This is a genomic window from Micromonospora chalcea, from assembly GCF_002926165.1.
GTDB classification, from domain to species: Bacteria; Actinomycetota; Actinomycetes; order Mycobacteriales; family Micromonosporaceae; genus Micromonospora; species Micromonospora chalcea.
Genome location: NZ_MAGP01000046.1, coordinates 23534 through 49946, shown reverse-complemented (window position 1 = coordinate 49946; position 26413 = coordinate 23534). Strand labels below are relative to the sequence as shown.

The 26413-nt window shown below is 71.9% G+C and carries 25 protein-coding genes; 10 read left to right on the top strand and 15 right to left on the bottom strand.

Annotation, left to right across the window (positions count from 1 at the left end; all coding sequences use genetic code 11):
* On the bottom strand, positions 1–1410 hold the full coding sequence (locus tag BAW75_RS05730; protein ID WP_104112879.1) for a condensation domain-containing protein: 1410 nt from the start codon (positions 1408–1410) through the stop codon (positions 1–3).
* A 65-nt stretch (positions 1411–1475) separates the two neighbouring features.
* Here BAW75_RS05730 and BAW75_RS05725 point away from each other — a divergent pair, with 65 nt between their 5' ends.
* From BAW75_RS05725 to BAW75_RS05715, 3 genes are all read left to right on the top strand, one after another.
* Positions 1476–2156, top strand: a complete 681-nt coding sequence (locus tag BAW75_RS05725) for a 4'-phosphopantetheinyl transferase family protein (protein ID WP_104112878.1) — start codon at positions 1476–1478, stop codon at positions 2154–2156.
* An 86-nt stretch (positions 2157–2242) separates the two neighbouring features.
* On the top strand, positions 2243–2512 hold the full coding sequence (locus BAW75_RS05720; protein ID WP_104112877.1) for a phosphopantetheine-binding protein: 270 nt from the start codon (positions 2243–2245) through the stop codon (positions 2510–2512).
* 11 nt (positions 2513–2523) lie between these two features.
* Positions 2524–3837 carry a glycosyltransferase gene (locus BAW75_RS05715; protein ID WP_104112876.1) on the top strand — a complete coding sequence of 438 codons (1314 nt, stop codon included), beginning with the start codon at positions 2524–2526 and terminating at the stop codon, positions 3835–3837.
* Positions 3838–3845: 8 nt separating this feature from the next.
* Here BAW75_RS05715 and BAW75_RS05710 read toward each other — a convergent pair whose 3' ends face one another.
* From BAW75_RS05710 to BAW75_RS05695, 4 genes are all read right to left on the bottom strand, one after another.
* Complete coding sequence (locus tag BAW75_RS05710; protein WP_104112875.1) at positions 3846–5084, bottom strand: beta-ketoacyl-[acyl-carrier-protein] synthase family protein; 1239 nt, start codon at positions 5082–5084, stop codon at positions 3846–3848.
* Positions 5085–5137: 53 nt separating this feature from the next.
* Positions 5138–5398, bottom strand: a complete 261-nt coding sequence (locus tag BAW75_RS05705) for an acyl carrier protein (protein ID WP_030499102.1) — start codon at positions 5396–5398, stop codon at positions 5138–5140.
* Between the two features lie 95 nt (positions 5399–5493).
* Positions 5494–6747, bottom strand: a complete 1254-nt coding sequence (locus BAW75_RS05700) for a cytochrome P450 (protein WP_104112874.1) — start codon at positions 6745–6747, stop codon at positions 5494–5496.
* 76 nt (positions 6748–6823) lie between these two features.
* Positions 6824–7795 (bottom strand): PaaX family transcriptional regulator, encoded by a 972-nt coding sequence (locus BAW75_RS05695; protein WP_104112873.1) that lies wholly within the window; start codon positions 7793–7795, stop codon positions 6824–6826.
* Between the two features lie 242 nt (positions 7796–8037).
* Here BAW75_RS05695 and BAW75_RS05690 point away from each other — a divergent pair, with 242 nt between their 5' ends.
* Positions 8038–9384, top strand: a complete 1347-nt coding sequence (locus BAW75_RS05690; RefSeq protein ID WP_104112872.1) for an extracellular catalytic domain type 1 short-chain-length polyhydroxyalkanoate depolymerase — start codon at positions 8038–8040, stop codon at positions 9382–9384.
* Positions 9385–9451: 67 nt separating this feature from the next.
* Here BAW75_RS05690 and BAW75_RS05685 read toward each other — a convergent pair whose 3' ends face one another.
* The 10 genes from BAW75_RS05685 to BAW75_RS05640 form a co-directional block, all read right to left on the bottom strand.
* Positions 9452–10207, bottom strand: coding sequence for a GntR family transcriptional regulator (locus BAW75_RS05685; RefSeq protein ID WP_064445588.1), 756 nt, complete (start codon positions 10205–10207; stop codon positions 9452–9454).
* Between the two features lie 87 nt (positions 10208–10294).
* Positions 10295–11497, bottom strand: coding sequence for a dipeptidase (locus BAW75_RS05680; protein WP_198033260.1), 1203 nt, complete (start codon positions 11495–11497; stop codon positions 10295–10297).
* Between the two features lie 30 nt (positions 11498–11527).
* Positions 11528–12517 (bottom strand): ABC transporter ATP-binding protein, encoded by a 990-nt coding sequence (locus BAW75_RS05675; protein WP_043323250.1) that lies wholly within the window; start codon positions 12515–12517, stop codon positions 11528–11530.
* Positions 12501–13484, bottom strand: a complete 984-nt coding sequence (locus BAW75_RS05670; protein ID WP_043323248.1) for an ABC transporter ATP-binding protein — start codon at positions 13482–13484, stop codon at positions 12501–12503. The genes BAW75_RS05675 and BAW75_RS05670 overlap by 17 nt, the downstream gene beginning before the upstream one ends.
* The gene (locus tag BAW75_RS05665) at positions 13481–14317 is read right to left on the bottom strand and encodes an alpha/beta fold hydrolase (RefSeq protein WP_043323247.1); all 837 of its coding nucleotides are present in this window, start codon (positions 14315–14317) and stop codon (positions 13481–13483) included. The genes BAW75_RS05670 and BAW75_RS05665 overlap by 4 nt, the downstream gene beginning before the upstream one ends.
* The gene (locus tag BAW75_RS05660; RefSeq protein ID WP_104112871.1) at positions 14314–15495 is read right to left on the bottom strand and encodes a M24 family metallopeptidase; all 1182 of its coding nucleotides are present in this window, start codon (positions 15493–15495) and stop codon (positions 14314–14316) included. Before BAW75_RS05660 ends, BAW75_RS05665 begins: the two co-directional genes overlap by 4 nt.
* A 2-nt stretch (positions 15496–15497) precedes the next feature.
* Positions 15498–16379, bottom strand: a complete 882-nt coding sequence (locus BAW75_RS05655) for an ABC transporter permease (RefSeq protein WP_223200978.1) — start codon at positions 16377–16379, stop codon at positions 15498–15500.
* A 64-nt stretch (positions 16380–16443) separates the two neighbouring features.
* Positions 16444–17397, bottom strand: coding sequence for an ABC transporter permease (locus tag BAW75_RS05650; protein WP_043323238.1), 954 nt, complete (start codon positions 17395–17397; stop codon positions 16444–16446).
* Between the two features lie 32 nt (positions 17398–17429).
* Positions 17430–19055 carry an ABC transporter substrate-binding protein gene (locus BAW75_RS05645; protein ID WP_069088411.1) on the bottom strand — a complete coding sequence of 542 codons (1626 nt, stop codon included), beginning with the start codon at positions 19053–19055 and terminating at the stop codon, positions 17430–17432.
* Positions 19052–20254, bottom strand: a complete 1203-nt coding sequence (locus BAW75_RS05640) for a dipeptidase (protein WP_104112870.1) — start codon at positions 20252–20254, stop codon at positions 19052–19054. Before BAW75_RS05640 ends, BAW75_RS05645 begins: the two co-directional genes overlap by 4 nt.
* Positions 20255–20587: 333 nt before the next feature.
* Here BAW75_RS05640 and BAW75_RS05635 point away from each other — a divergent pair, with 333 nt between their 5' ends.
* The 6 genes from BAW75_RS05635 (at position 20588) to BAW75_RS05610 (ending at position 26389) form a co-directional block, all read left to right on the top strand.
* Positions 20588–20968, top strand: a complete 381-nt coding sequence (locus BAW75_RS05635; protein ID WP_104112869.1) for an ArsR/SmtB family transcription factor — start codon at positions 20588–20590, stop codon at positions 20966–20968.
* The gene (locus BAW75_RS05630; protein ID WP_043323230.1) at positions 20922–21389 is read left to right on the top strand and encodes an SRPBCC family protein; all 468 of its coding nucleotides are present in this window, start codon (positions 20922–20924) and stop codon (positions 21387–21389) included. The genes BAW75_RS05635 and BAW75_RS05630 overlap by 47 nt, the downstream gene beginning before the upstream one ends.
* A gap of 116 nt (positions 21390–21505) precedes the next feature.
* The gene (locus BAW75_RS05625; protein ID WP_104112868.1) at positions 21506–22636 is read left to right on the top strand and encodes an ABC transporter permease; all 1131 of its coding nucleotides are present in this window, start codon (positions 21506–21508) and stop codon (positions 22634–22636) included.
* Entirely contained in the window at positions 22633–23358 is a 726-nt protein-coding gene (locus BAW75_RS05620) for an ABC transporter ATP-binding protein (protein WP_104112867.1), read from the top strand. The genes BAW75_RS05625 and BAW75_RS05620 overlap by 4 nt, the downstream gene beginning before the upstream one ends.
* Before the next feature lie 57 nt (positions 23359–23415).
* Positions 23416–24000, top strand: a complete 585-nt coding sequence (locus BAW75_RS05615) for a TetR/AcrR family transcriptional regulator (protein WP_104112866.1) — start codon at positions 23416–23418, stop codon at positions 23998–24000.
* A gap of 361 nt (positions 24001–24361) precedes the next feature.
* Complete coding sequence (locus BAW75_RS05610; RefSeq protein ID WP_104112865.1) at positions 24362–26389, top strand: oxidoreductase; 2028 nt, start codon at positions 24362–24364, stop codon at positions 26387–26389.
* Positions 26390–26413 lie beyond the last annotated feature (24 nt).

The window sequence follows — 26413 nt, the reverse complement described above, 5'->3', positions numbered from 1 at the left end:
TCAGTCGCCCGCCGATCCCGCTGTCACCCGGGTCGGCGCGGCGGGGTCCAGGGCCGCCTCCACCGCCACCTCCTCCACGCCGCGCAGCAGCCGTTCCGCCTGCTCCTCGGTGAAGCAGCCGAAGTCGAAGATGACCTGGAGGTAGACCGTCTCCGGTTGGTCCTCGACGGTGATGAACATCTGCTCGGGCAGGTGGTCCAGCGGGCCGTCCCAGACCAGGAACGTCTCGTCGGCGCGGCGGCGGATCCGCTCGGCGGTCACCGGGGCGTCGCCCAGGCCGCCGTCGGCCGTCTGCCGCGTGGCCACCCGCCGGTCGTTGATCCGGCAGCTGATCCGCGCCGGATATCCGCGTTCGGCGTCCAGCCGGTCCGAGACCTCCGCGAGCTGGGCCGGGTCGTAGTAGGCGTACTTCCCGGCCGAGACCGCGGCCCGGCGGGCACGCGCCACCACCTCGTCCACTGTGGTGTCGGCGGTGTCGACGCGCAGCACGCCGTTTTGGCTCAGCGGGGCGATGGCCTCGGCGAAGCCCGGCCGGAACCGGTTGCCGACGATGAGCTTGGCGGTGAGCGGGCTGACGCCGGTGGCCCGGCCGATCGCGACCGCGATGACCGCCAGCAGCACGCGCGAGGTGTCGGTGCGGGTCCGCGCCGCGATGGCCCGCACCGCCAGGTACGCCGCCGGTGAGCTGAACCGGCCGTGCCAGTACCGGTGCCCCTGGCGCCCACCGGCGGCCGGCTCGCCGAACGTCAGCGGCGGGATGTCCCGCAGGTGCTCCGCCCAGTGCCGGACGGCCCGGTCGCTGACCCGGCGCAGCGGCGGCGTCTCCTCCCGCCGGCCCAGGTCGAGGATCTGCACGGTACGCGGGTCGGCGACCCGGCGGACGGGGCGCCCGGCCAGGCCCAGGTCGGCCAGGAGCAGCGACGTGGCGGTGCCGTCGACCACGAGGTGGTCGATCGTGAGCACCCGGTGCACCAGGACGCCCCGGTGCCGGATCACCGCCATCTTCACCGACCAGTCGCGGTAGAGGTCGTAGTGGCTCAGCAGGCGGGCGTGGCCCAGGTCGTAGGCGAACGTGGCGACGTCGGCCGGGTCGGCGTCGTCGGGTACGTCCACCACGTCCAGGACCGTCTCGCCGCCGGCGGACACGACCTGGCACGGGCCGCCCCCGTCGCCGTCGCCCAGCCGCATCCGCAACGCCGGGTGGCGGGCCATCAGCGCGGCGAACTCGGCCGCCACCTGCTCGACAGTGACGCCCGGCGGCACCGGGTGGGCGCCGCTGACGTTGTGCGTCCAGCCGGTCTCCCGCATGTCCTGCATGATCGCCTTCTGTCCCCAGGTCAGGGGCGCGACGCCGGCGCCCGGCCCGGCGAACGCGACGGGAACGTGGGCCTGGACCGTCTGCGCGAACACCGGTCAATGAGAGCAACGGGTATCGGTGTGTGTCAACGCGACGGCGCACCGTTACGCTGCCGTCCATGCGCGACGCCGTACGGGTCTGGGTGCTTCCGGCCGGGGCGGGCCCGGACGAGCTGGCCCGGTACCGGGCGGTGCTCGACCCGGCCGAGCGGGCCCGGGCCGCGCGGCTCGCCGCCGACGGGCTGCGGGACCGGTTCACAGTGGCGCACGGCGCGCTGCGCGTGCCGGGCGGGCGGGCCACGGGCGCGTCACCGGCGGCGCTGACCTGGCGTCGCGGCCGGTACGGCAAACCGGCGCTGACCGGGCCGTGGCGCGGCCTGCACACCAGCCTGTCCTACTCCGGCGATCTCGTCGCGGTGGCGCTCAGCGAGGGCCGCCCGGTCGGGGTGGACATCCAGCACGTCGTGCCGGGCGGGGACCCGGTGTCGGCGTCCGCGCGCTTCTTCCACCCGCGGGAGGCGCGGCACGTCGCCGCCGGGTGCGACCAGGCCGTCCGGGCACGGCGGTTCGTCCGGCTGTGGGCCCGCAAGGAGGCGGCCGTCAAGGCGGCCGGGGGCCGGCTGTGGCCCAACCTCGGCATGCCGGTGGACCGGGCCGACGTGGTCGAGTGCGCCGACCCGGCCGGGCGGCACCGGCTCGCCGACGTGGTCGCGCCGCAGGGTTGCGCGGTGGCGGTGGCGCTGGCCGGGCAGGAGCCGTACGCCGTCGAGTGCCGCACCGACCTCGGTGACTTTCGGTGACCGCCACCGCACCCGTTGACACTCACCGATGCCCCCTGCTCTGATGACTCCATGCTGGAGCGCGTGATCGACCCGCAGGAGCCCCGGTGCTAGAACACGACGTGCCGACGCGGGACCAGGTCGTGGAACGCCTGACCGTGCTGCTGACCCGCATGCTGCGGCCGGACGCGCCGGTCACCGAGCAGACCCAGCTGATGGACGAGCTCGGCCTCAGCTCCTCGCTCGGCCTGGAGCTGCTGCTGGCGCTGGAGGACGAGCTGGAGATCCAGATCGACGTCGAGGAGCTGGACGAGGACCGGATGGCGACGCTCGCGGACCTGGCCGACTACATCACCGCCAACTCCACCGCGCGCTGAGCATGCCCACAGTGGACCGGCCGAGCCTGAGCGTGGTGGTGCCGGCGCACGAGAACCCGTCCGCGCTCGACACCACCCTGCGCTCGCTGACCCGGCAGACGCTGCCGCCCGGCGACTTCGAGGTCGTCGTCGGCGACGACGGGTCGGCTGTCGCGCTGGGCCCGGTGGTGGACGCGTACCGGGGCCGGCTGCGGATCGAGTACGTGCGCAGCGACCGCAACCGGGGCCGCAGCGCCAACCGCAACGCGGCGGCGGCCCGGGCCCGCGCGGCCACGCTGATGTTCCTGGACGCCGACACGGTGGCGCATCCCACGCTGCTCAAGCGGCACCGCGACTTCCACGCCGGGCGGGCCGGGCGGCCCGGTGTGCTGCTCGGGCAGCGGTACGACCTGGACTGGGCCGGCGCGGACGCGCTGCGCCGGGGCGAGCCGGTCGTCCCGGCGATGCTCGACGCCGAGCGTGGCGACCCGCGGCTGGAGGACATCGCCCTTCCGCAGCGGATGGGCGACTTCCCGAGCGCGCCCTGGGTGCTCGGCCTGACCCACAACGCGTCGGTGGACCACGAGTCGTTCCGGCGGGTCGGTGGCTTCGACGAGGCGATGGTCAAGTGGGGCTTCGAGGACCTGGAGTTCTTCTACCGGGTGTTCCACCTGCACGGCGCCCCGCCGGAGCTGTTCCGGCTGGACGTCGACGCGCTCTCCTACCACCTCCCGCACTTCCGCAAGACGTCCAACGGGATCGCCTCGATGGACAACATGAAGTACCTGCTGCGCAAGCACCTGCGCTACGACGTCGAGGTGCTGTACGGGATCAACACGTTCGGCCGGCACCTGGGCCGGATCCGGCTCTACGGCGCCGCGATCGAGGCGTACCGCGCCGGTGGCCTGGGCCGGCCGGCCGCGCTGCCCGAGTCGCTGCGCGACGAGCTGGCCACGAGCGCCGCGCTTGTCGTCGGCAACGGCGTGTCCGCGCTCGACCTCGGCCCCGGGTCGCACACGTTCGACCACGACGCGCCGGTCGGCGAGACGAACTCCCACCTGCTCGGCACCGTGCTCCAGCAGTTCAAGGCCGGCGCGCTGGACGTGATCGTCAACGTGGACATGTGGCGCTGCCTGCTCCCCGAGGACCTGCCGGCGTTCCTCACCCGGGGGCTGCTCAAGGCCGACCGGATCGAGCTGGTCGCCACCCGTACCGGCCTGGACCAGCGCGCTCTGCTGCCGGTGCCGCTCGTCGCCGACCTGGACTACGTGGCCGACATGCTGCGCCCGCACTTCAGCGTCGCCGTCGCCGCGTACGACGCGGCCACGGTGATCACGCTCCGCTGACCCGCCGCTCAGGCGGGCCGCGCCAGGACGAGGCTGACGTTGTGGCCGCCGAAGCCGAACGAGTTCGACAGCACCGCGTCCACCGTCGTCGCGCGTGCCCGCCCACGGATGTGGTCGACCTCGCCGTCGCGCTCCGGCTCGTCCAGGTTGCGGGTGGGCGGCAGCAGGCCGCGGCGTAGCGCCTCGACCGCGATCGCCGCCTCGATCACGCCGGAGACGCCGAGCATGTGCCCGGTGACGCCCTTCGTCGAACTCAGCGGCGGCGCTTCCGCGCCGTAGACGTCGGCGAGCGCGGCCAGCTCGGCGGCGTCCCCGGCCCGGGTGCTGGTGCCGTGCGCGTTGACGTACCCGATGTCGGCGGGCTCCAGACCGGCGTCGCGGACGGCCAGGCGCATGCACCGGGCCGCGCCGGCGCCATCCGGACGCGGCGTGGTCGGATGGTGGGCGTCGTTGGTGGCGCCCCAGCCGAGCACGTCGGCGTGCCGGCGGGCGCCGCGCGCGGCGGCGTGCGCGGCGCGTTCCAGCACGAACACCCCGGCGCCCTCGCCGAGGACGAGCCCGTTGCGGCGGCGGTCGAAGGGGCGGCTCGCGGCGGCCGGGTCGGCCCAGCCGCGGGCGAGCGCCCGGGCGTTGCCGAACGCGTCGGCGAACGTCGGGAACAGCGGCGCCTCGGCGCATCCGGCGAGCACCACGTCCGCGTCGCCGGCGCGCAGGATGCGCAGCGCCTCGCCGATCGACTGCGCGCCGGCCGCGCACGCCGTGCCGATCGACGAGGTGTAGCCGTGGATGCCGAACTTGATCGCGATCCGGGCCGCGCCCATGTTGGGCAGCGTGCCGGGCAGCATGTACGGGCTGACCCCGAACCGTCCGCGCCCGGCGCGGGCGAGCACCTGTTCCTCCAGCGTGGACAGTCCGCCGACGCCGGAGACGACGACCGCCACCCGGTAGCTGTCGACGTCGTGGCCGATCCGCAGTCCGGCGTCGGCGACCGCGTCCTCGGCCGCGCGCAGCACCATGACTATCGACCGGTCCACGACGCGGGACTCCGGGCCGGGCAGCACGGTGGCCGGATCGATCGCCGGGGCGAACGCGGCGACGTCGACGACGCCGTGCAGCGGATGGTCGTGCGGTGGCCGGGTGAGCCCGGAGCGGCCGTCGCAGACCGCGTCGAACACCTCGGCGGCGGTCGCGCCGACCGGGCTGACGAGCCCGATGCCGGTGACCGTGACCCGTTCGCGCACGCTCACCGGAACCGGCGCGCCGGGGCGTGACGCGGCCGGGTGCCGTGCCCTGGCATCGGTCAGTGCGCCGAGGCCGGGGCGATCCGCGCCGCGACCGCGCGGCTGAACTCGCCGACTGTCATCATCGCCAGCTCCTCCGCCTCGTCGTCGTCGAACGCGACCCCGAACCGGTCCTCCACCCGCACCGCGAGCTCGGCCAGGCCGAGGGAGTCCACGTCGAGCCCGGCCGGGCCGAAGACGGTGTCGTCGTCGACGTCGCCGACGTCGTACTTCATCTCGGTCAGTGCGGCGAGGAGGAACGCGCGGATCTCATCGGTCATGTCCGGTGTTTCCCTTCCACGGTGCCTGGCGGCGCGCTCGACCTGCTCGACGGAACCTGTGAGGCGCGGAGCGGACACTCCGCGTAGCATCGACCTTACTCGATCAGGTTGGTTTGACAAGGCACCCGATCGGTCAGCCGTACCGGCAGCCGGTCGTACCCGCGCAGCATCAGCGCGCGGCGCGGCCCCGGTTCGGCGGTCAGCGCCGGGAAGCGGTCCAGCAGGCGGGGCAGCACCAGCCGCCCCTCGGCCCGGGCCAGCGTCGCCCCGAAGCAGTAGTGCGGCCCGGCGCTGAACGCCAGGTGCCGGTTGTCGGCGCGGGACGGGTCGAACCGGTCCGGGTCGGGGAAGCGGCGCGGATCCCGGTTCGCCGCGCCGGTCAGCACGACCACCGTCCGCCCGGCCGGCACCAGCCGGCCGGCGACCTCGGTGTCCACCGCGGCGTACCGGACCGCGAAGTGCACCGGCGGCTCGTACCGCAGGATCTCCTCCACGTAGGACGCCGCCAGCGACGGGTCGGCGCGCAGCGCGGCCCGCGCGTCCGGCCGTTCGGTGAGCAGCACCAGCCCGTTGCCGAGCAGGTTCGCGGTGGTCCGGAACCCGGCGTTGTACATGATGATCAGGTTGGCGAGCAGCTCGTCGGCAGTCAGCCGGCCGGGTTCGTCGTCCAGGCCGCGCAGCAGCGCGGAGACGAAGTCGTCACGCGGGGTCGCCCGGCGCGCGGCGACCAGGTCGGTGAAGTACGCGGTCAGCTCCGCCGCCGCGACGTTGGCGGCCCGGACCTCGCGCATGGACCGGCGGCCGATCTCCAGCACCGCGTCGAACGCGCGGACCCGGGGCGGGAACCACTCGCGGTCCTCCTCCGGCACGCCCAGCAGCTCGCCGATGACGTCGCTGGGCAGCCGCAGCGCGAAGCGCGCCATGAAGTCGACGGGCCGGCCGTCCGCGCCCGCCTCGGCGAGCCGGTCGAGCAGGTCGTCGGCGATGCGCCCGATGGCCGGTTCCAGCGCGGCGACCCGGCGCGGGGTGAGCGCCTGGGAGAACAGGTGCCGGACCCGGAGGTGGTCGCGTTCGGCGGCGTTGAGCATGGACGACTGGAGGATCCGGGTCACCTGGTGCTGGCGCCAGCGGACGCCGGCCCGGTCCAGGTAGTCGGCGCCGAGCACCCGGAACACCGGGTCGCGCAGCACCCGGTTGACCGCTTCGTAGCCGTGCACGACGAGCGCGTGCGGGTCGCCCGGCCGCAGCCGGGCCGCCTCCCCCGCCTCGTGCAGCCGGGCGTAGAAGGGGTACGGGTCGCGCCGCACCTCGTCGCCGAGCAGCTCGTCGAGGGAGACGCGGACGCTCATGGCCACTCCTCGCGGTCACCGCAGTCCCGTGACCATAGACTCACCGGCGCCGATGTGTCCACGGGACGTCCGGCGGTCAGTCCGGGCCCGCTCCGCAGGCGTCCTCGCGTACGCCGGCGAGCATGTCGGCGGTCGTGTGCGCCTGGATGCCGGGCGGCACCGGATCGGCGAACCGCGCGACGACCGCCCGCACGTGCCGTTGCGCGGGTTCGGCCAGTCCGTCGTAGACGGCGGTGAACAGGTCCCGGGCCGGCCTGCGCAGCCATCCGGCCGGAAGCAGCTCCAGCGGCAGCCGCGGGTCGAGCGTGGGGAACCGCCGGTAGGTGTCCATCACCTCGGTGCGGGCCCGCACCGCCGCCGGGCCGTCGACCGACTCCAGCCGGGACGCCAGCGGGGTCCACCGGCGCAGGAAATCCTCGTACCGGGCGCTGATCGCGGCGATGTCCCAGGCGTCGACGGGGGCGCGCTGGCCGGTCACGTCGAGCGCGTCCTGCCGGCCCCGGAACACGGTGACCGCGCCGGGCGCGAGCTGCGCCAGTCGCGACCGGGCCGGCTCCGCCAGCTCGTACGGGGAGATCCACAGCCCGTCGTACAGCGGCGCGAAGCCGAGCCAGCGCAGTTGCCCGCGCAGGGCGCGGCGCTGCGTGCCGCGGTCCTGCGGCAGCGAGAACGCGACCACCGTCCAGCACCCGTCCCACGCCTGCGTGTCGGCGGTGGAGGCGACGATCCAGCTCCCGCCGGCGGAGAGGTCGGCGGCGGCGCCACGACTGAGCCGGTAGAAGCTGTTGCGGCCCTGCCGGCTGCCCTCCAGCACGCCGCGCCGGGCCAGCCGGCTGATCGCGGTACGCGCGCCGGCGCTCGTCACCCCGGTCTCGGCGAGCAGCTCGACGATCGCGGCGGACGGCAGCGGGGCCCGGGTACGCAGCGTGTAGTCGGCCAGGAGGGTCACCGCCACGCTCTGCGGCGAGGTGCCGGCCTGCCGCCGGGGCAGCCGTGGCGTGGGCGCCTCGTCCGGGTAGATCTCCTCGATGTCGAACGGGCTTGGCACACGCGCTCCGGGCTCGGCTCAGGGACGGAGCATCGACTCTAGACGAACGCCGCCGCAGCATATCGGCGTGCTTCGATTGACAGTTCACCGCCCGACGGGAACACTATGTGCCATATGAGCGCGGAGCCGGGCCGGGCAAGCCACATTCCGTGAGCGAGGCGCGACACCGCTGCCGTCCGGGCGGCCGGCGCGGCGCGTGACCGCTCATTCCCGCCTGCACACAGGCGATCGAAGGAGTCTCCGTGAGAATCAGAGCCAAGATGGTGGTGGCCCTGGCCGCGTCGCTGGTGGCGGCCGGCCTGGTGATCCCCACCGTGCAACCCGCGTACGCGGCGTCGCTGGCCGAGGTGACCAGCTTCGGCGACAACCCCGGGCGCATGCGCATGCACGTCTACGTGCCGGACAACCGCCCGTCCCGGCCGGCCACGGTGGTGGCCATGCACGGCTGCGGCGGTTCCGGCCCCGGCTTCTACTCCGGCAGCGAGTTCGCCGGGCTGGCCGACCGGTACGGCTTCATCGTGATCTATCCCAGCGCCACCCAGCAGGCCGGGTTCGGCAACTGCTTCGACACCTGGTCCGACGCGGCCAAGCGCCGCGGCGGCGGCAGTGACCCGGTGTCGCTCATCTCGATGGTCCGCTACGTGCAGCAGCAGTACGGCGCCGACCCGGACCGGGTCTACGCCACCGGCAGCTCGTCCGGCGGCATGATGACCAACCACATGCTGGCGCTCTACCCGGACGTCTTCAAGGCCGGTGCGGCGTTCATGGGGGTGCCGTTCAACTGCTTCGCCGGCGCCTCCGACTACCCGCCCGGGTCCAGCCAGTGCACCGGCGGGAACATGAACCGCACCCCGCAGCAGTGGGGTGACGCGGTCCGCCAGGCGTACCCCGGCTACACCGGGCCGCGTCCCCGCGTGCAGCTGTGGCACGGCACCAACGACACGCTCGTGCCGTACTCGCTGCTGCAGGAGACGATCGAGCAGTGGACGAACGTGTTCGGGCTCAGCCAGAACCCGACCTCCACCGACACGCCGCAGTCCGGCTGGAACCGGCGGCGCTACGCCGACTCCACCGGCACCGTGCAGGTCGAGGCGTACAGCATCCAGGGCGCCGGGCACAGCCTGCCGTCGTCCGGCATGGCCGCGGCGGCGATCGCCTTCTTCGGCCTGACCAGCACGCCCGGGCCGACCACGCCCCCGCCGGGACCGACCACGCCCCCGCCGGGACCGACCACTCCGCCGCCGGGGCCGACCACGCCGCCGCCCGGCACCGGCGCCTGCTCGGTGCGCATCGAGCTGAACGCCTGGAACAACGGCCTGACCGAGAACATCACCATCAGCAACACCGGCTCGACCGCGGTGAACGGCTGGTCGCTGGCGTTCACGCTGCCCGGCGGCCAGACCATCACCTCCGGCTGGAACGCCTCGTACTCCCCCTCCTCGGGCCAGGTGACGGCGCGCAACGTCTCCTACAACGCGGCCATCCCGGCCGGCGGCTCGACCACCATCGGCTTCCAGGCCACGCACACCGGCAACGCCGGGCGGCCCAGCTCGTTCACCCTCAACGGCCAGTCCTGCACGCTCACCTGACCGGCGTACCCCGACCCCGGTGACGTCCGGACGGCGGCCCCGCGACCCCGCGTCGCGGGGCCGCCGGCTACCCGGCCGGTGGGGCCGGTTCCGGAGCCCCGCCGCGGCTGATCCGCAGCGTCAACACGTCGGTGCGAACCGTGATGTGGCCGTGGAACAGCGCCGCTCCGCCCGTCCCGTAACCGACCTGGGTCGCGGTGACCAGCGGATGTCCGACCGCCACGCCGAGCCGCTCGGTGGCCTCGTCGTCGGCGAGCACCGCGGTGAGTTCGATCTCCGCCCGCCGCACCGGCATACCGGTCGCGCTGGCCAGGAACTCGAACATGTCCAGGTCGATGCTGAGCAGCCCGGACGGGTCGAGGTCGCGGCCGTCGAACCGCAGCGGCAGGTGATCACGGATCCAGGCCGCCGGGACCCCGTCCACGGCGAAGAGCCGGTCGACCCGCCACACCGGCGAGCCCGGCTCCAGTCCGAGGACGCGCGCGCAGTCGGCCGGGCACTTCGCCCGGCTGACCGACGCGTCCTGAAGCGTCGGACGGTGACCCGTGGCGGTGATCCGGTCCCGCAGCGCGGTGACGTCACCGATGGACACCGGCACCCGCTCGGCGTCGTCGTGCACGAAGGTGCCGATCCCCCAGGTCCGGGTCACCACCCCCTCGGCGGCGAGCTGCCCCAGCACCTCGCGCACCGTCGCGCGGCTGACCTCCAGACGATCGGCCAGGTCCCGCTCGTTGGGCAGCTTCTCACCCGACCGGAACTCGCTGCCGATCAGCTGCCGCAGCCGGCCGTGCGCCGCCTGTAGCGCGGTTTCCCGCCGAGCCATCCGCCCTCACCTCATCACTGCCCGCCGCCGCGTCGGCGTACGGAGTGTAGTTCGTCCACGTCCGCTCGGACGATCACCGGCACGGCCTCACCACACCTGCTCCAGCACCCGGATGGTGTTGCCGCCGATCACCTTGGCGATCTCGTCGTCGGAGTAGTCGTGCGCCACCAGCCAGCCCACGATGTTCCCGAACGCCTCGCCCGGATTCTCCAGCCCGGACACGTACTCCACCCGCGGGTGCTGCGGACGGTTCCCGGCGTCGTGGGCGTAGTTGCCGGCGTAGGTGTCGTGCACCCCCACGTGGTCGCCGAACATGGTGTCCGGACCGAACGTGACGTGGTCGATGCCGACCAGGTCCACGCAGTAGGTGAAGTGGTCCATCACCGACTCGATCGAGTGGTGCTGGTGCGCCTGCGAGAGCGTGGTGTGCGGGGCGGCCTCGATGCCGATCACGCCACCCCGCTCGGCGCAGGCCCGGATCACCTCGTCCGGCTTCATCCGGGAGGTGTCCCAGACCGAGCGGGCGCCGGCGTGGGTGATGAACACCGGCACCCGGCTGGCCTCGATGACATCCAGGCAGGTCTGGTCGCCGGAGTGCGAGATGTCGATGGCGATCCCGAGCTTGTTCATCCGGTCCACCGCCCGGCGGCCGAAGTGCGTCAGCCCGCCGTCGTGCTTCTCCGACAGGCCCCCGCCGAGCATGTTCGCCTGGCTGTACGCGATGCCGAGCTGGCGTACGCCGAAGCCGTAGAGGATGTCGATCCGGTCCAGCTCGTTCTCGATCGGGCTGCTGCACTCCAGGCCCGCGACCAGGGCCAGCCGGCCGTCCCGCTTCGCGGCGTGGATGTCGTCCAGGGACGTGGCCAGGAAGACGTGGTCCTGCTTGTAGAGGTCACTCATCCGCATGCCGAGGGCGTAGACGAGGTCGTTCCACTTCCAGCCGTTCTCGCTCGTCACACAGGAGGCGCCGGCCATGAAGTTGTCGAAGACGGCGGTCAGGCCGGAGCGCGCCAGCCCCTCGTATCCGGTGCGCTGGCGGGCGGTGCGGTTGTAGGCCCGCAGCTCGCTGACGTCGGCCGGCAGGACCACCGGATGCTCGTGCAGCGAGATGGCGGCGTGCTCGGTGAGCAGCCGCGTCACCCGCGCACGCTGAGCGTCGGTCAGGCCGAGGTCGTGCTCCGGCACCCGGCCGATCTCCTCGGCCAGCGTGAACACCCGGTAGTCCGAGTGCGGCTCCAGGTACGAGTACGACCTGTGACCCTTGTACCGGGGGGCGGGTTCTTGCAGCAAGACGCTTCTCCTTTGGACGATCGCCGGCCGTCACGCGGCCAGCGGGAAGTGGCAGGCGACCGGATGCGCGCCGGCGGCCAGCGGTGGTTCGGTGGTGGCACAGGTGTCGGCCGCCTGCCAGCAACGGGTCCGGAACCGGCAGCCCGAGGGCGGATCCACCGGACTGGGCGGGTCGCCGGCCAGCAGGATCCGCTGCCGCCCCTGCCGGCCGGCCGGGTCCGGCACCGGCACCGCCGACAGCAGCGCCCGGGTGTACGGGTGCCGGGGCGACTCGTAGAGGCTGACCTCGGGGCCGGTCTCCACGAGCTTGCCCAGGTACATCACTGCCACCCGGTCGGAGATGTGGCGCACCACGGACAGGTCGTGGGCGATGAAGACGTACGCCACGCCGAGTTCCTCCTGGAGCCGCTCCAGGAGGTTGACCACCTGCGCCTGGACCGACACGTCCAGCGCGGAGACGGGCTCGTCGCAGACGATGACGTCGGGGCTGAGCGCGAGCGCCCGGGCGATGCCGATGCGCTGGCGCTGCCCGCCGGAGAACTGGTGCGGGTAGCGGTCCAGGTGCAGGCCGGGGTCGAGACCGACCAGGTCGAGCAGCTCCTTGATCCGCTCGATCCGCCGCCGGCGGTCCAGCACGTCCGGATGGATCTCGAACGGCTGGAGCAGGATCTCCCGGATCGTGCGGCGCGGGTTCAGCGACGTGTACGGGTCCTGGAGCACGATCTGGATCCGCCGGCGCAGGGCCCGCAGCTCCCGTCCCCTGGCCTGGTGCACCACTGACGTGCCGAAGCGCACCGCGCCGGAGGTGGGCTGCTCCAGCCCGACGAGCATGCGGGCCAGCGTGCTCTTGCCGCAGCCGGACTCGCCCACCACGCCGAGCGTCTCGCCCCGGCGCAGGTCGAAGGAGACACCGTCGACGGCCTTGACCACGCCGCCGGAGGTGAACGGGACCCGTCCCTTGACCGGGAAGTGCTTGACCAGGTTCTCGACCCGCAGCACGACCTCATCGCCGGGTGGCATCGAGCACCTCCTCGTGGTGGTGACAGGCGCTGGCGCGATCGGCCGGCAGCGCCAGCAGCGGCGGCAGGACGACCCGGCACTCGTCGGTGGCCCGGGGACAACGCAGGTGGAACGGGCAGCCGGCAGGGAGCCGAGCCGGGTTGGGCGGAGCGCCGGGAATCGCGTAGAGCTGCTCGTCGCGCCGGTCCACCCGGGGCATCGAGTTGAGCAGCCCCTCGGTGTAGGGGTGCGCCGGACCGGCGAAGATCTGCTCGACGGTGCCCCGTTCGACGATCCGGCCGGCGTACATCACCGCCACGTCGTCGGCGACCTCGGCGACCACCCCCAGGTCGTGGGTGATCAGCAGCAGCCCCATTCCGCTGTCCCGCTGGATCTCCGCGAGCAACTCCATCACCTGGGCCTGCACCGTCACGTCCAGCGCGGTGGTGGGCTCGTCCGCGATCAGCAGGTCCGGTTCCAGGGCGATGGCCAGCGCGATCATGATGCGCTGGCGCATGCCCCCGGAGAACTGGTGCGGATAGTCCCGCATCCGGTCCTTGGCCGCCGGGATCCGCACCCGGTCGACCAGTTCGACGGCGCGGCGGCGGGCGTCGGCCCGGGACATGCCCCGCCGGACCCGCAGCACCTCCACGATCTGGTGTCCGACGGTGAAGACCGGGTTGAGCGCGGCCATCGCGTCCTGGAAGACCATCCCGATCTCCTCGCCGCTGACCCGCTCCCGCTGCTTGCGTGACAGGGTCAGCAGTTCCCGGCCGCGCAGCTGGACCGAGCCGCTGACCGTCGCCGGCGGCACGTCGAGGATGCCCGTCACCGCCTGCGCGGTGACGCTCTTGCCGGAGCCGGACTCACCGAGGATGGCCAGGGTCTGCCCCGACTCGATCCGCAGCGACACCCCGTTCACCGCGTTGACCGGCCCGGTCGGACCGGGGAACGCGACCTTCAGGTCGGCGATCTCCAGCAGGCTCATCGGAGCACTCCGGCGCGGCTGAGGAAGTCCCGCACCACCTGCTGGAACAGCTCCGGCTCCTCCAGTTGCGGCGAGTGGCCGGAGGACTCGAAGACCACCAGCTCGCCGCGGGGCACCAGGTCCGCGATGACCTGCGAGGCGGCCACCGGGGTACGCCAGTCGTGCCGGCCCACCGTCACCAGGGTCGGGCACGTGATCGACGGCAGCTTCGGCTTCAGGTCGTAGCGGGGCATGTTCTGCCCGAAGGCGGCGTTGTGGGTGCGGTAGTGGAACCGGGTGGCGGCCAGCCGCGCCTCGTCCTTTGCCGGGTCGTGCTGGTGGTCGTAGAGCGGCAGGATCGCTTTCCAGTACTCGCGCAACTGCTCGTTGCTCTCGAACCGGCCGGTGCCGATCCGGTCGATGACCCACTCCGGGATCACCGAACGGTCGGTGTTACGGGCCCGCTCCACCGCGAGGTGGTCGTGCGCGGTGTCCGCGGCGGTGTCCCGCAGCACCAGCGCGGAGACCCGCTCCGGGTGGGCGATGGCGTACTCCATGGCGATGAACCCGCCGTACGAGCCACCGGCCATGACGATCGTCTCGTAGCCGAAGTGCGCGCGGATGGCGTCCACGTCGGCCACCCACTGCTCGTGGGTGAACGGTTCGTCGTCGCTGGACTCGCCGGAGCCGCGGGCGTCGAAGACGATGACCCGCATGCGGTCGGCGAACGGGCCGAACGAGCGCTTCGGCTCCTGGCGGGAGCCGAGGCCCGGCGCACCGTGGTGCACGATCATCGCCGGGCCGTCGACCGGGCCGAACGCCTCGACGACCAGTTCCGCTCCGTTGATTCTCATCGGACCCCCTCGATGATGTTGGACGCCAGGTCACGCGGGTACCGGGTGAGCCGGCGCGGGCCGTCGTCCTGTACCAGGACCGTGTCGGAGATGCGGTAGCCGGCGTGGCCGGGCACGTAGACGCCGGGCTCGCTGGACAGCAGCATTCCGGGGGCCAGCACGGTGTGGTCCCCGTCCTCGACCCAGGGCGCCTCGTGGTTCTGCAGCCCGATGCCGTGGCCCTGCCGGTGCCGGATGTAGTCGCCCAGGCCCCGGTCCCGCAGGACGTCCAGGCAGATCCGGTTGACCTCGGCGCAGGTACGCCCGGCGATCATCGCCTGGGTGCCCACCTCCTGCGCCTCCCGGTCGGCCTCGTAGTAGCGCACCTGCTCGGCGGTGGGCTCGCCGATGACGAATGTCCGCTCGCTCTCCACGAACCGGCTGGCCACCGCCGCGCCGAGGGAGAGGATCAGGGTGTCGCCCGGCTGGAGCCGCCGACGGGTCGGCAGGCCGTGCGGCAGGGCGGAGTTCGGGCCGGCGTAGACCAGCCCGCCGGCCAGCTTGGTGGTGTAGACGACCAGGTCGTACTCGGCGTACATCCGGTCGGTGCCGAAGCCGATCACGTGCCGGGCGATCTCGTCCTCACGCGGCAGCGGCCGCCCGGCGGCGAGCGCCTCCTCGATCAGGGCCCGTCCGGCGGCCAGCATCTCGTCGCAGATCCGCGCGGCCGCCTCGTGGAACGGGATCTCCTCGGGGAACTTGCGCAGCCGCAGCTCGGCGACCGCGTCGGTGGTCTCCAGCGTGGCCCCGCCGATGGCCCGGGACAGCGCCCGGAACGCGCCGACCGACAGGCCCGCGCCCACGCCGATACGGCGGACCGGACCGCCCGGACGGGACAGCGCCGAGGCGAGCGTCTCCTCGGCGGTGACCACGCCCGGGTACTCGAAGTACGTGACGGTCTGGACCGTCACGGCCTGCTGGGCCGCGTACTCCTCGTCGAGGCGCGGGATCACCAGCAGCGGATCCCCCGTCCGCGGCAGCCAGAGGTACACCGGACGTTCGGTGGCGATGTAGAAGAAGCCACTGAGGAAGGCGACCTCCGCCGGCGAGGTGGCCAGGAACCCGTCCAGCCCTCGTTGTTCGAGCGCCTCGGCGAGCCGGCCACGGACGCTGTGGTAGAAGCTCTCGGGCAGTCGCATGGTCAGCCTCCGTTGCGACGGGGGTCGCGGGTGTCGTTGAACCGGGTTCCGGCCAGGGTCGCCGCCAGCACCAGGAACAGGATCGCCAGGGACGGGAAGAGCGTCTGCCACCAGGCGATCGCGATCGTGCCGCTGCGCTGGGCGTTGAGCAGGATGCGTCCCCAGGACCAGGCGTCCGGGTCGCCGAGCCCGAGGAAGCTCAGGCCGGCCTCGGAGATCACCGCCCGGGAGGCGGTGAGCAGCACGCTGACCACCATCAGCGAGACGACGGCGGGCAGGATCTCCCGGGTGACGATCCGCCAGCCGGTGGCGCCGAGCACCCGCGCGCCGTCGATGTAGGGCATCGCGCTGATCACCAGGCCCTGTGACCGGATCAGCCGGGCCACCTCGGGCCAGGCGAAGAACCCGATGATCAGGGTCAGCGTCGTGACGCTCGGGCTCACCACCGCCGCCAGCATGATCATCAGCGGCAAGGTGGGCAGCGCCAGCATCACGTCGGTGATCACCGTGGCGACCGCGTCGAACGGCCGGAAGTACGCCGCGGCCAGCCCGATCGCGGTGCCCAGCACGATGGCGAGCAGCGAGGCGGCCAGGCCGATCACCATGCTGGTCCGGGTGCCCCAGACCACCTGGGCGAAGATGTCCTGCCCGAGGTCGTCGGTGCCGAACCAGTGCGCCCCGGAGGGCGGTTGCAGCACGTCCGCGCCGGCGCCGGCGGGCTCGTCGGCGATCAGCGGCGCGAAGACCGCCAGCACCGCCATCACGAGCAGCACCAGCACCGACAGCGCCACGACGGGCTGACGCAGGTAGCCGGAGAGGAAGGACCGCCTGGGCGCGGCCGGGGCCGGCGGGAGCGCCTGCTCGGTCAGCACGGGGGCACTCACGGCACCCTCCCTTCGGTGGTGGCGGCGAACGGATCCGGGCGACGCGCCGGGACGCGGCGCGCGCTCACAGCCGGATCCGGGGGTTGAGGACCGCGTAGAGCATGTCGGTCAGGGCGTTGGCGATCACCACGGTGACGGCGAGCATGATGAACGCCCCCTGGATCACCGGGTAGTCCTGCTGCCCGACCGCCTCGTAGATCAGCCGGCCGACCCCGGGGTAGGCGAAGACCGTCTCGGTCAGCACCGCGCCGCCGACCAGGGTGCCCAGTTGCAGGCCCATCAGGGTCAGTGCCGGCAGGATCGCGTTGCGCAGGCCGTGCTTCCACACCCGACGCCGGGCCGAGAGACCACGCGCCTGCGCGGCGCGGATGTAGTCCTCACCGAGGACCTCGATCATGTTGGTACGGAGGGTCAGCGCGTACGGGCCGAGCTGCACCAGGACCAGGGAGAGCACCGGCAGCACCAGGTGGTGTGCCAGGCTCAGGTAGGCCGCCGCGCCCCGGGTGTCCGGGTCGATCGCCCCGCCGATCGGAAACCAGCCGAGCTGGGCGCCGAAGAAGACCAGCAGCAGGATCGCGACGCTCGGCACGAACAGCGCGTTGGCGCTGATCCCGAAGCCCTGCAACGCGCGGTCGAGCCACTTGCCGCGGTTGACCGCGGCGGCCACGCCGATCGGGATGCCGACGGCGACGGTCAGGACGAACGCGCTGCCGGCCAGCAGCAACGTCCAGGGAAGCCGGTCGAGGATGATGTCGGTGACCGGCTGGATCTGACGGAACGAGATGCCCAGGTTGCCCTGGACCAGCTCGCGCAGGTACGACACGTACTGCTCCCACAGCGGACGGTCCAGGCCGTACGTCTTGAGCAGCGCCGCCTGCATCTCCGGTGTCATGTCGCCCTCGACCATGAGGGTCGTGGGGTCCCCCGGCAGGAGCCGGAGCAGAAAGAACGTCGAAGTGATCGCGATCCACACGGTCAGGACGGCCTTCAGTGCCCGGCTGAGCACGAAACGCGCCACGGGGGACCCCTCCTCTCCTCTGGTTGGGTGGGTTACTTGACCGGGGTGACCTGGGCCAGCGAGTACGCGGTGACCATGCCGAGCAGGTCCGACGGCGACGGGACGAAGCCGGTGAACTTGCTGGCGTTGTAGGCGAACTGGAAGTTCTCCACGTACAGCGGGGTCAGGTACGCCTGCTCGTGCACGACCTTGTCAATGTTCTTGATCTTGGTCTTGAACGCCTCCACGTCGGTGGTGCCGGCCGCGTCGTTGATCAGCGCGTCCATCTCCGCCGACTCGAGCAGGTTGTAGTTGATGCCACCCGGGTTGCTGGACAGGTAGGTGCTGCGCAGCTGGTCCATCGGGTTGTCGAAGACACCCCACTGCGAGGCGTCGATGTCGTACTCGCCGTTCTTGGTGCGGGTGAGGAAGGTGTTCCGCTCCACGCACTCGTTCTCCAGCTTCACGCCGGCCTTGGCCGCGCTCTCCCGGAACAGCTGCACGACCCGGGTGATGTTGGCGTTGGACTGGTCGCACGCCACGCCGAACTTCAGCTCGTCGAAGAAGCCGTCGTTGTTGGCGTCCTTGTAGCCGGCCGCGCTCAGCTTGGCCTTCGCGCCCTCCGGGTCGAACGGGTACGGCTGCAGCTCGGTGTTGTCGTACTCGGAGAAGATCGGCGAGATCGGGCCGGCCATCTGCTGGCCGTCGCCCTGCAGCACGGCCGAGATGATCGCCTTGGTGTCGACCGCCATCGACAGCGCCTGCCGGACGTCCTGGTCGGCGAGGTACTTGTTCTTCATGTTGTAGGTCAGGTGCGCGAAGCCGAGTGCGCCGACCTTCTTCAGCTTGATCTTGTCGTCGTTCTCGAAGGTCTTCGCCGCCGAGACCGGCACCGGGGTGCCCATCATGTCGATGTCGCCGTTGCGCAGCGCCAGCATCATGGTGTTCACGTCCGGGTAGACCCGGTACTCGACCTGGCTCACCGCGGCCTTGCCACCCGGCGCGAGCGGGTAGTGCTCGTTGCGCTTCATGACGTAGCGCTGGCCCTTGGTGATGCTGTCCAGGACGAACGGCCCGGCGCCGACCCAGTTGGAGTCGTTGGCGAACTTGGACAGGTCACCGGCCGGCTCGAAGACGTGCTTCGGCACGACCGACATCCAGAAGCCGACGCCCTCGGCGAACGGCGCGTACGGCTGCGAGAGCTTGAACTTCACAGTGGTCGCGTCCGGCGCCTCGACCGACTCGACCCAGGTCAGCTTCGCCGCGACGTTGCCGAGCTTGTACTTCATGATCGACTCGGCGGAGAACTTCACGTCCTCGGCGACCACCGGCTTGCCGTCGGTCCACTTGAAGTCGTCGCGCAGCACGAAGACGGCGGTCTTGCCGTCGTCCTCGTAGCGGTACTCCTTGGCCAGCTCGGGCGACTTCTTCGCGTTCTCGTCGATCCGCAGCAGGTGCGGGTACATCGCGTTGAGGATCCACGAGTCGGTCTTGCTCAACGACTGGAGCGGATTGAAGTTGCTCACGTCGGTGGTGGTGCCGATCCGCAGCACCGAGTCCGACGACGAGCCGCTGGAGGAGGAGGTCTCCTCGTTCAGACCGCAGCCGGAGACACCGAGCGTGGCCGCCACGCCGAGCGCGACAGCGAGCCGCCACCGACCCTTGACTGTCTTGTTCACCAAACCTCCTGAAGAACCCGGATGATGTTGCCGCCGATGACCTTGGCGATCTCGTCGTCGGAGTAACCGTGCGTGACCAACCACCCGACGATGTTGCTGAAGCACTCCGCCGGGTTCTCCATGCCACTCACGTACGGAACCCGAGGGTGGTCCACCACTCCGTGGGCCTTTCCGATCGCCAGGTGCTGGGTAAAGCTGTCGTGCAGTCCGACGTGGTCACCGAAATTGGTGTCCGGGCCGAACGCGACGTGGTCGATGCCGACCAGTTCCACGCAGTAGGTGAAGTGGTCCATCACCGACTCGATCGAGTGGTGCGGGTGATCGCCCGAGAGGGTGGTGTGCGGAGCGGCCTCGATGCCGATCACGCCACCCCGCTCGGCGCAGGCCCGGATCACCTCGTCCGGCTTCATCCGGGGGGTGTTCCAGACCGAGCGGGCGCCGGCGTGGGTGATGAACACCGGCACCCGGCTGGCCTCGATCACGTCCAGCGACGTCTGGTCGCCGGAGTGCGAGATGTCGATGGCGATCCCGAGCTTGTTCATCCGGTCCACCGCGCGCCGGCCGAAGTGGGTCAACCCGCCGTCGCGGTCCTCGGAGAGGCCGGAACCGAGCATGTTCGCCTGGCTGTACGCGATGCCCATCTGGCGTACGCCGAAGCCGTAGAGGATGTCGATCCGGTCCAGCTCGTTCTCGATCATCGTGGCTGCTTCCAGGCCGGCCACCAGGGCGATCTGCCCGTTGCGCTTGGCCTCGAAGATCTGTTCGAGCGTGGTCGCCACCACCACGTGGTCCTGCTTGGCGACGTCGGCGAAGCGCAGGCCGATGTCGTAGATGACGTCGTCCCACTTCCAGGCGTGCTCGCTGGTCACGCAGCCGGTGCCGTTCATGAAGTTGTCGAAGACCGCGGTCATGCCGGACCGGGCCAGGCCCTCGAATCCGAAGGCGTTGCGGCCGGTGCGGTTGTAGTCGCGCAACTGCGACACGTCGGCCGGCAGGATCTTCGGGTGCTCGTGCAGCGAGATGGCCATGTGCTCGCGCAGCAGCCGGGAGACCCGGGCTCGCTGGTCGTCGCTCAGGCCGAGGTCGTGTTCCGGCACCCGGCCGATCTGCGGCGCGAGCTCGAAGACCTTGTAGTCCACATGCGGCACCAGGTAGTCGAAGGACCGGTATCCGGCGTAGCGGGGGGCGGGTTCCTGCACTGGTCTATTCACCTCGTCAGCTAGAGGCATGAGGAGTGAGGTCTGACCTCATGCCTCGTGGAACGTACCGAGGGCGACCAGCGCGCAGGAATACCTCGTGACCTTTCCGTTATCCGAATCGAGCAACATTCCCGCAGGTCGAGACGGGTTTCGACGGGCGGCCCGAGCAGTGGAGCCGGAGGTGGGCCAAACGCCCGAGGCGATCACGCCGAATGGCGGACCGGCCCGCAGCCACCTCGATCACAACCAGTGGTCAGACCACTAAACGACGGACCGAGCGTCAGGCGCGCGCCAACGGTCAACCAAGCGGTTCAGTGTTGTACAGTGAACCATGTGGTTCAGCAAGAGACGCTCGACCGGGTCTTCGCCGGCCTGGCCGACCCCACCCGACGCGACATCCTGATCCGGCTCGGCACGGGTCCGGCCACCATCAGCGAGCTCACCGAGCCCACCGGGATGAGCCTCACCGGCATGCGCAAGCACGTACGCGCGCTGGAGGACGCCGGTCTCGTGGTCACGCAGAAGGTCGGCCGGTCCCGGCATTGCCGGCTCAACCCGGCCCCGCTGGACGCGGCGATGGCCTGGATCAGCTTCTACCGGCGCCTCTGGGCACGCCGCCTGGACGGCCTCGACGCCTATCTCACTCTCACCACGGAGGACCGCGACCATGACGCTCCAGATCCACCTGACCCGACAGCTTCCGGGCACGCCTGAGGAGGCGTTCGACGCCTACACCGACGCCGGCAAACAGAAGATCTGGTTCGGCATCCTGGACGAGGAGCCGGGCATCGTGGAGATCGACGTCGACCTGCGGGTCGGCGGGAAACAGACAGCCGTCTGGGGGCCCTCCCCCGACATGCTGTTCCGCGAGACCCAGACGTTCCTGGAGATCGACCGCCCGCACCGCCTGGTCACCGAGTCCTCCGGCAGCAGCCCGGACGGCGAGACGATGACCACCCGCGTCGAGGTCACCTTCGAGGAGAAGGACGGCGGCACGCTGATGACCGTGACGCAGAGCGGCTTCCCGGCCCCGGAGCTGCGCGACTTCTTCGCCACCGAGGTGTGGACCGGGGCGTTCGCCCGCATCGAGACGTACCTGACGCGGGAGCGCGGAACGCTGCCCTCGCCCGGCTGACCGGGCCGCGCCGTCACGCAGTGCGGTCGGGTAGACAGCGCCGGATCCCACTTTTTGCCGACACCGCGTTGATAAGATCGCGACATGGTGTCGACAAACATGAGAGGTGGCGGCTGATGTTCCTGGCCATTCGCGAGCTGGGGTTCGCGCGGCTGCGATTCGCTCTGATGGGAGCCGTGATCGTGCTGATCTCGGTGCTGATGGTGATGCTGTCCGGCCTGTCCGTCGGGCTAGTCCGCGACGGCGTCTCCGGGCTGCAGAACCTTCCGATCACCTCGTTCGCGTTCGCCCACGGCGTGCAGCACGACTCGGCGTTCTCGCGCAGCGTGGTGGACGCCTCGACGGTGGACACCTGGCGCGAGCAGCCCGGGGTGGCGGAGGCGACCCCGTTCGGCAACACGCTCATCAACGGGCGTACCGACCGGGGCACCGAGGTCGACCTGGCGCTGTTCGGCGTCGAGACCGACTCGTTCCTGTCGCCCGCGGTCAGCGAGGGCGACCGGCTCGGTCCGGCGGACGGGATCGTGGTGAGCCCCACCGCGATCGACGCGGGCCTGCGCGTCGGCGACACCGTGACGGTGGACCGGCTCGGCACGAAGCTGCGGGTCGTCGGCGTCACCGAGCAGCAGGACACCTTCGGCCACGTCGACGTGGCGTACGTGCCGCTGGCCACCTGGCAGGCGGTCAAGTCCGGCACGCCGGCCGGCACGCAGGTGTCGGCACAGGCCACCCAGGAGATCACCGCCGTCGCGGTCCGCGCGGCCGACGGCGACTCGGTGGACCTGGCCGCGGGCGACAAGGCCGCCGGCACGGAGAGCCTGACGCTGGAGGAGTCCTACGGCGCCTCGCCGGGCTACACCGCCGAGACGACGACGCTCCAGCTGATCCAGGGCTTCCTCTACGCGATCTCGGCGCTCGTGGCCGGCGCGTTCTTCGCGGTCTGGGCGATCCAGCGCAAGCAGGAGGTCGCCGTGCTGCGGGCGCTGGGCGCCTCGACCGGCTGGGTGCTGCGCGACGCCCTCACCCAGGCGCTGATCCTGCTGGCCCTCGCCATCGCCGTCGGCATGGGGATCGGACTCGGCCTCGGCGCGCTGATCTCCGGCGGCAACGTGCCGTTCGCGCTGCACCCGCAGAGCATCGCCGCCGCCGCGGCCGGACTGCTCGTGCTCGGCCTGGTCGGCGCGGCAGCCGCCGTCGTCCGCCTCACCTCCATCGACCCGGCGACCGCCCTGGGAGGCAACCGATGAGCAGCCGGACCACAGCATCCCCCTCGACGACGGGCACCGCGCCGGCCGACCTCGGCCTGGTCATGCGCGGCGTGCACCTGCGGCACGGCGACGGCGCGGAGACCGTGCACGCGCTCGACAACGTGGACCTGACCGTCGCGCCGGGTGAGCTGGCCGCGATCGTCGGGCCGTCCGGCGCGGGCAAGTCCAGCCTGCTCGCCGTCGCCGGCGGGCTGGCCCGCCCCGATCAGGGCGCCGTCACAGTGGCCGGCCACGACATGACCGTGTCCAGCCGCCGGGCGCGCACCGAGCTTCGCCGCCGGCACGTCGGGTTCGTGTTCCAGTCGGGCAACCTGCTGCCCGCGCTGACCGCCGCCGACCAGCTGCGCCTGCCGCTGCGACTGGGCGGGCGGCGGGACCGCGCCGGACGCGACCCGCTGGAGATGCTCGGGCACGTCGGCCTGGCCGGTAAGGCCGACCGCCGGCCGCACCAGCTCTCCGGCGGCGAGCGCCAGCGCGTCGGCATCGCCCGGGCGCTGATGACACAGCCGTCCGTGCTGCTGGTGGACGAACCGACAGCGGCGCTGGACCGGGCCCGCAGCCACGACATCGTCCAGCTGCTCGCCCAGGAGGCACGGGAGCGGTCGGTGGCGGTGGTCATGGTCACTCACGATCACGACGTGCTGCAGTACTGTGACACCGTCTACGAGATGATCGACGGCAAGCTCGCCACGAGCAGCTGACCGCGACGGCAGGGCGCGACGCGGACCCGGTGCGCGCACGGAGACTTGGAGGTTGGCGTGCCGAAGATCCAGGCCTCAACCGTCGTCGAGCACCGGGCCGCCCAGCGGGCGGCGCTGCTCGACGCCGCCCGCGCCCTGCTCTCGCAACACCCGGACCAGATCCCCAGCCTCGCCGACGTGGCGCGGCACGCCGGCCTGGCCCGGTCCAGCGCGTACTCCTACTTCAAGTCACGCACCGACATGTTCGACGTGCTCGTCGCCGACACCTTTCCGCGGTGGTCGGCCTTCGTCGAGAACCGGATGGCCGAGGCCCGCACGCCCGGGTCGAGGATCCTGGCGTACGTCGAGGCCAACCTGCAACTGGTTGCCCGGGGCGACCACGCGCTGGCCCGGGCGATGGCGACAGTCGGCAACAGCGAGGTGCTCGCGACCTCCAGCCGCCTCCTGCACGACAGCCTCGAGGCGCCGCTGCGCGCCGCTCTCGCCGACCACGGGGCGAGCGACCCGAACCGGATGGCCGAGGTCATCCAGTCGATCGTCTACGCCCTCAGCCGCATGATCGAGAACGGCCTCGACCTTCCCTCGGCCACCGGCCTCGCCCGCGAGCTGCTCACGCCGTACGTGCGCCCCGCCGCTGCCTGACCCCCGCCACCGCCGGCACGTCCCACCCGGCCGCCTCGCGGCGGGCGTCCCTCCGAACCGGACAGTGCCGACCCGGCCGACCGAACGATCGAAGCGGACCGCCGGCCGGTCGCCGGGCGGCGGCACTGTCATCTCCCGTGGCCGCCCGAACGATCGAGCCACGAATCGACGAACCTTGCCCGCTTGCGTTCCGCCTAGTGGAACAGCAGGTCAGAGGCAGTACGGTTCGGTAAGTTACCGATCAGTAGCCTGTTGACGGAGACCGGCGTCACCCCTACCGTTCCACTCAATCGAACGGCGTACGGTTCAACCGAACGCTCTCGGCCATGCCGAGTGCGGCCCGAAACAGGAAGTCCGAGGCATGCCTGACGACAAGCTTCTCGCTCTTCTCTCCCCCACCCGGCTCGGTCGTCTCACACTGCGGAACCGGGTCTTCGTCCCCGGTCACACCACCAACTTCGGACTGAACAACGTGCCCACCGGGCGCCACGTGGCCTACCACGCGGAGCGCGCCCGGGGCGGCGTCGGCCTGATCATCACCGAGGCGATCCGCGTGCACCCCACGAGCGCGGGCCGCAGCATCAGCCTCGGCAGCTTCGACGACTCGTCGATCCCGGCGTACGCGGCGGTGACCGAGGCCGTGCACGAGCACGGCGCGCGCATCTTCGCCCAGATCATGCACGCCGGCCGGCAGGCGAACGGGGACGCGACCCGCACCGCCGCCTGGTCCTCGTCACCGGTGCCGTGGGCGGCCGGCTCACACGTGCCGCACGCGATGGGACGCCGGGACATCGCCGTCGTCGTCGAGGCGTTCGCCGCCGCCGCCCGGCGGATGCGTGATGCGGGCTTCGACGGCCTGGAGGTGCACGCCGGCCACGGTCACCTGCTGCAGCAGTTCCTCTCGCCGCACACCAACACCCGCGCCGACTCCTACGGCGGCAGCCTCGACAACCGGATGCGGCTGACCCGTGAGGTGCTCACCGCGGTGCTGGCCGCCGCGCCGGACCTGCCCGTCGGACTGCGGGTCAGCGCCGACGAGTTCCTGCCCGGCGGTCTCGACCCGGCCGCGGTGCTGGAGATCGTCGGCAAGCTGCGCGCCGACTTCCCGCTCGCCTACGTGCACGTCAGCCACTCCGCCTACCACGGCAGCTGGTCGCTCGCGACGCAGATGGCGGACATGAGCTTCGGCCACGCCCCGTTCCGGCACCACGCGGCGTTGTTCAAGCAGGAGTTCCCGGACCTGCCGGTGCTCGCGGTGTGCCGGCTGGACAGCCTGCCGGAGGCCGCCGAGCTCGTCGCCGCCGGCGAGGCCGACCTGGTCGGCCTGGCCCGCCCGCACATCGCCGACCCGCACCTGGTCCGCAAGGCCGAGCAGGGCCGCCAGCACGAGGTACGCGCCTGCCTCGCCTGCAACCAGGGCTGCATCGGCCGGCTGGAGACCAGCCTGCCGATCTCCTGCGTGGTCAACCCGGAGGTCGGCGCCGAGCGGGAATGGGCGCAGGCCTGGCCGGAGCTGCCCGGACCGTCCGGCGCGCGGAAGGTCCTCGTCGTCGGTGGCGGCCCGGCCGGCCTGGAGGCCGCCCTCTCCGCCCACCGGGCCGGGCACCAGGTGTCGGTGGTCGAGGCGCGCGGGCGCCTCGGCGGGCAGGTGGAACTGGCCGCGCGCGTACCCGGACGGGAACGGCTCGGCCTGCTCACCCGCGACCTGGCCCGCGACGTCGAGGCCGCCGGCATCCCGGTACGCCTCGACCACCGCATCGGCGTCGAGGACGTGCTGGCCGGCGGCTACCAGGACGTCGTCCTGGCCACCGGCTCCCGGCCCACCCGGCGGGAGCTGCCCGGCGGCCCGCCGGTGATCGACATCTGGCAGGCCGTCGACGCGCTGACCGACCCCGACTTCCGGCCGACCGGCGCCGTCGTCGTGCTCGACGACGAGGGCACCTGGGCCGCCGCCTCGGTGGCCGAAGGGCTGGCCCGGCGCGGCGCCCGCGTCCACCTCGTCTCCCCCACCGCCTCGGTGAGCGCCAAGATCACCACGTACTCGCGGCTGGCGCTGCTCAAGCGCTTCGCGGACCTGGGGATCGCGGTGCACCCGATGCGCACGGCGCGCCCGGCGGGCGCCGACGCGGTCGCCCTGCTCGGTCCGCTCGCCGGCGCCGACACCCTCGTCGAGGGCGTCACCACAGTCGTCGACGCCGGCTCTCCGCAGGCCGCCGACGAGTTGTACCGGCAGCTCGACGCGCTGCCCGACGGTCCCCGGATCCACGTCGTCGGCGACGCGAACGCCCCCCGCACGGCCTTCGAGGCCGTCTACGAGGGACGCATGGCGGGTGCGTTCCTCGGCCGCTACGACACCGCGTCCGCAGATCGCGTGCGGTACGCCCACTGACCCGTCCATCCCGGTCGCGGCCCG

Bases quoted from the DNA above. Each gene is read 5' to 3' on its own strand.
- BAW75_RS05660 (WP_104112871.1), bottom strand. From the start codon at position 15,495: ATGCGACTGCCCGAGAGCTTCTACCACAGCGTCCGTGGCCGGCTCGCC.
- BAW75_RS05620 (WP_104112867.1), top strand. From the start codon at position 22,633: ATGAGCAGCCGGACCACAGCATCCCCCTCGACGACGGGCACCGCGCCG.
- BAW75_RS05625 (WP_104112868.1), top strand. From the start codon at position 21,506: ATGTTCCTGGCCATTCGCGAGCTGGGGTTCGCGCGGCTGCGATTCGCT.
- BAW75_RS05705 (WP_030499102.1), bottom strand. From the start codon at position 5,398: ATGACCGATGAGATCCGCGCGTTCCTCCTCGCCGCACTGACCGAGATG.
- BAW75_RS05685 (WP_064445588.1), bottom strand. From the start codon at position 10,207: ATGGCTCGGCGGGAAACCGCGCTACAGGCGGCGCACGGCCGGCTGCGG.
- BAW75_RS05610 (WP_104112865.1), top strand. From the start codon at position 24,362: ATGCCTGACGACAAGCTTCTCGCTCTTCTCTCCCCCACCCGGCTCGGT.
- BAW75_RS05700 (WP_104112874.1), bottom strand. From the start codon at position 6,747: ATGAGCGTCCGCGTCTCCCTCGACGAGCTGCTCGGCGACGAGGTGCGG.
- BAW75_RS05630 (WP_043323230.1), top strand. From the start codon at position 20,922: ATGACGCTCCAGATCCACCTGACCCGACAGCTTCCGGGCACGCCTGAG.
- BAW75_RS05725 (WP_104112878.1), top strand. From the start codon at position 1,476: ATGCGCGACGCCGTACGGGTCTGGGTGCTTCCGGCCGGGGCGGGCCCG.
- BAW75_RS05665 (WP_043323247.1), bottom strand. From the start codon at position 14,317: ATGAGAATCAACGGAGCGGAACTGGTCGTCGAGGCGTTCGGCCCGGTC.
- BAW75_RS05675 (WP_043323250.1), bottom strand. From the start codon at position 12,517: ATGCCACCCGGCGATGAGGTCGTGCTGCGGGTCGAGAACCTGGTCAAG.
- BAW75_RS05670 (WP_043323248.1), bottom strand. From the start codon at position 13,484: ATGAGCCTGCTGGAGATCGCCGACCTGAAGGTCGCGTTCCCCGGTCCG.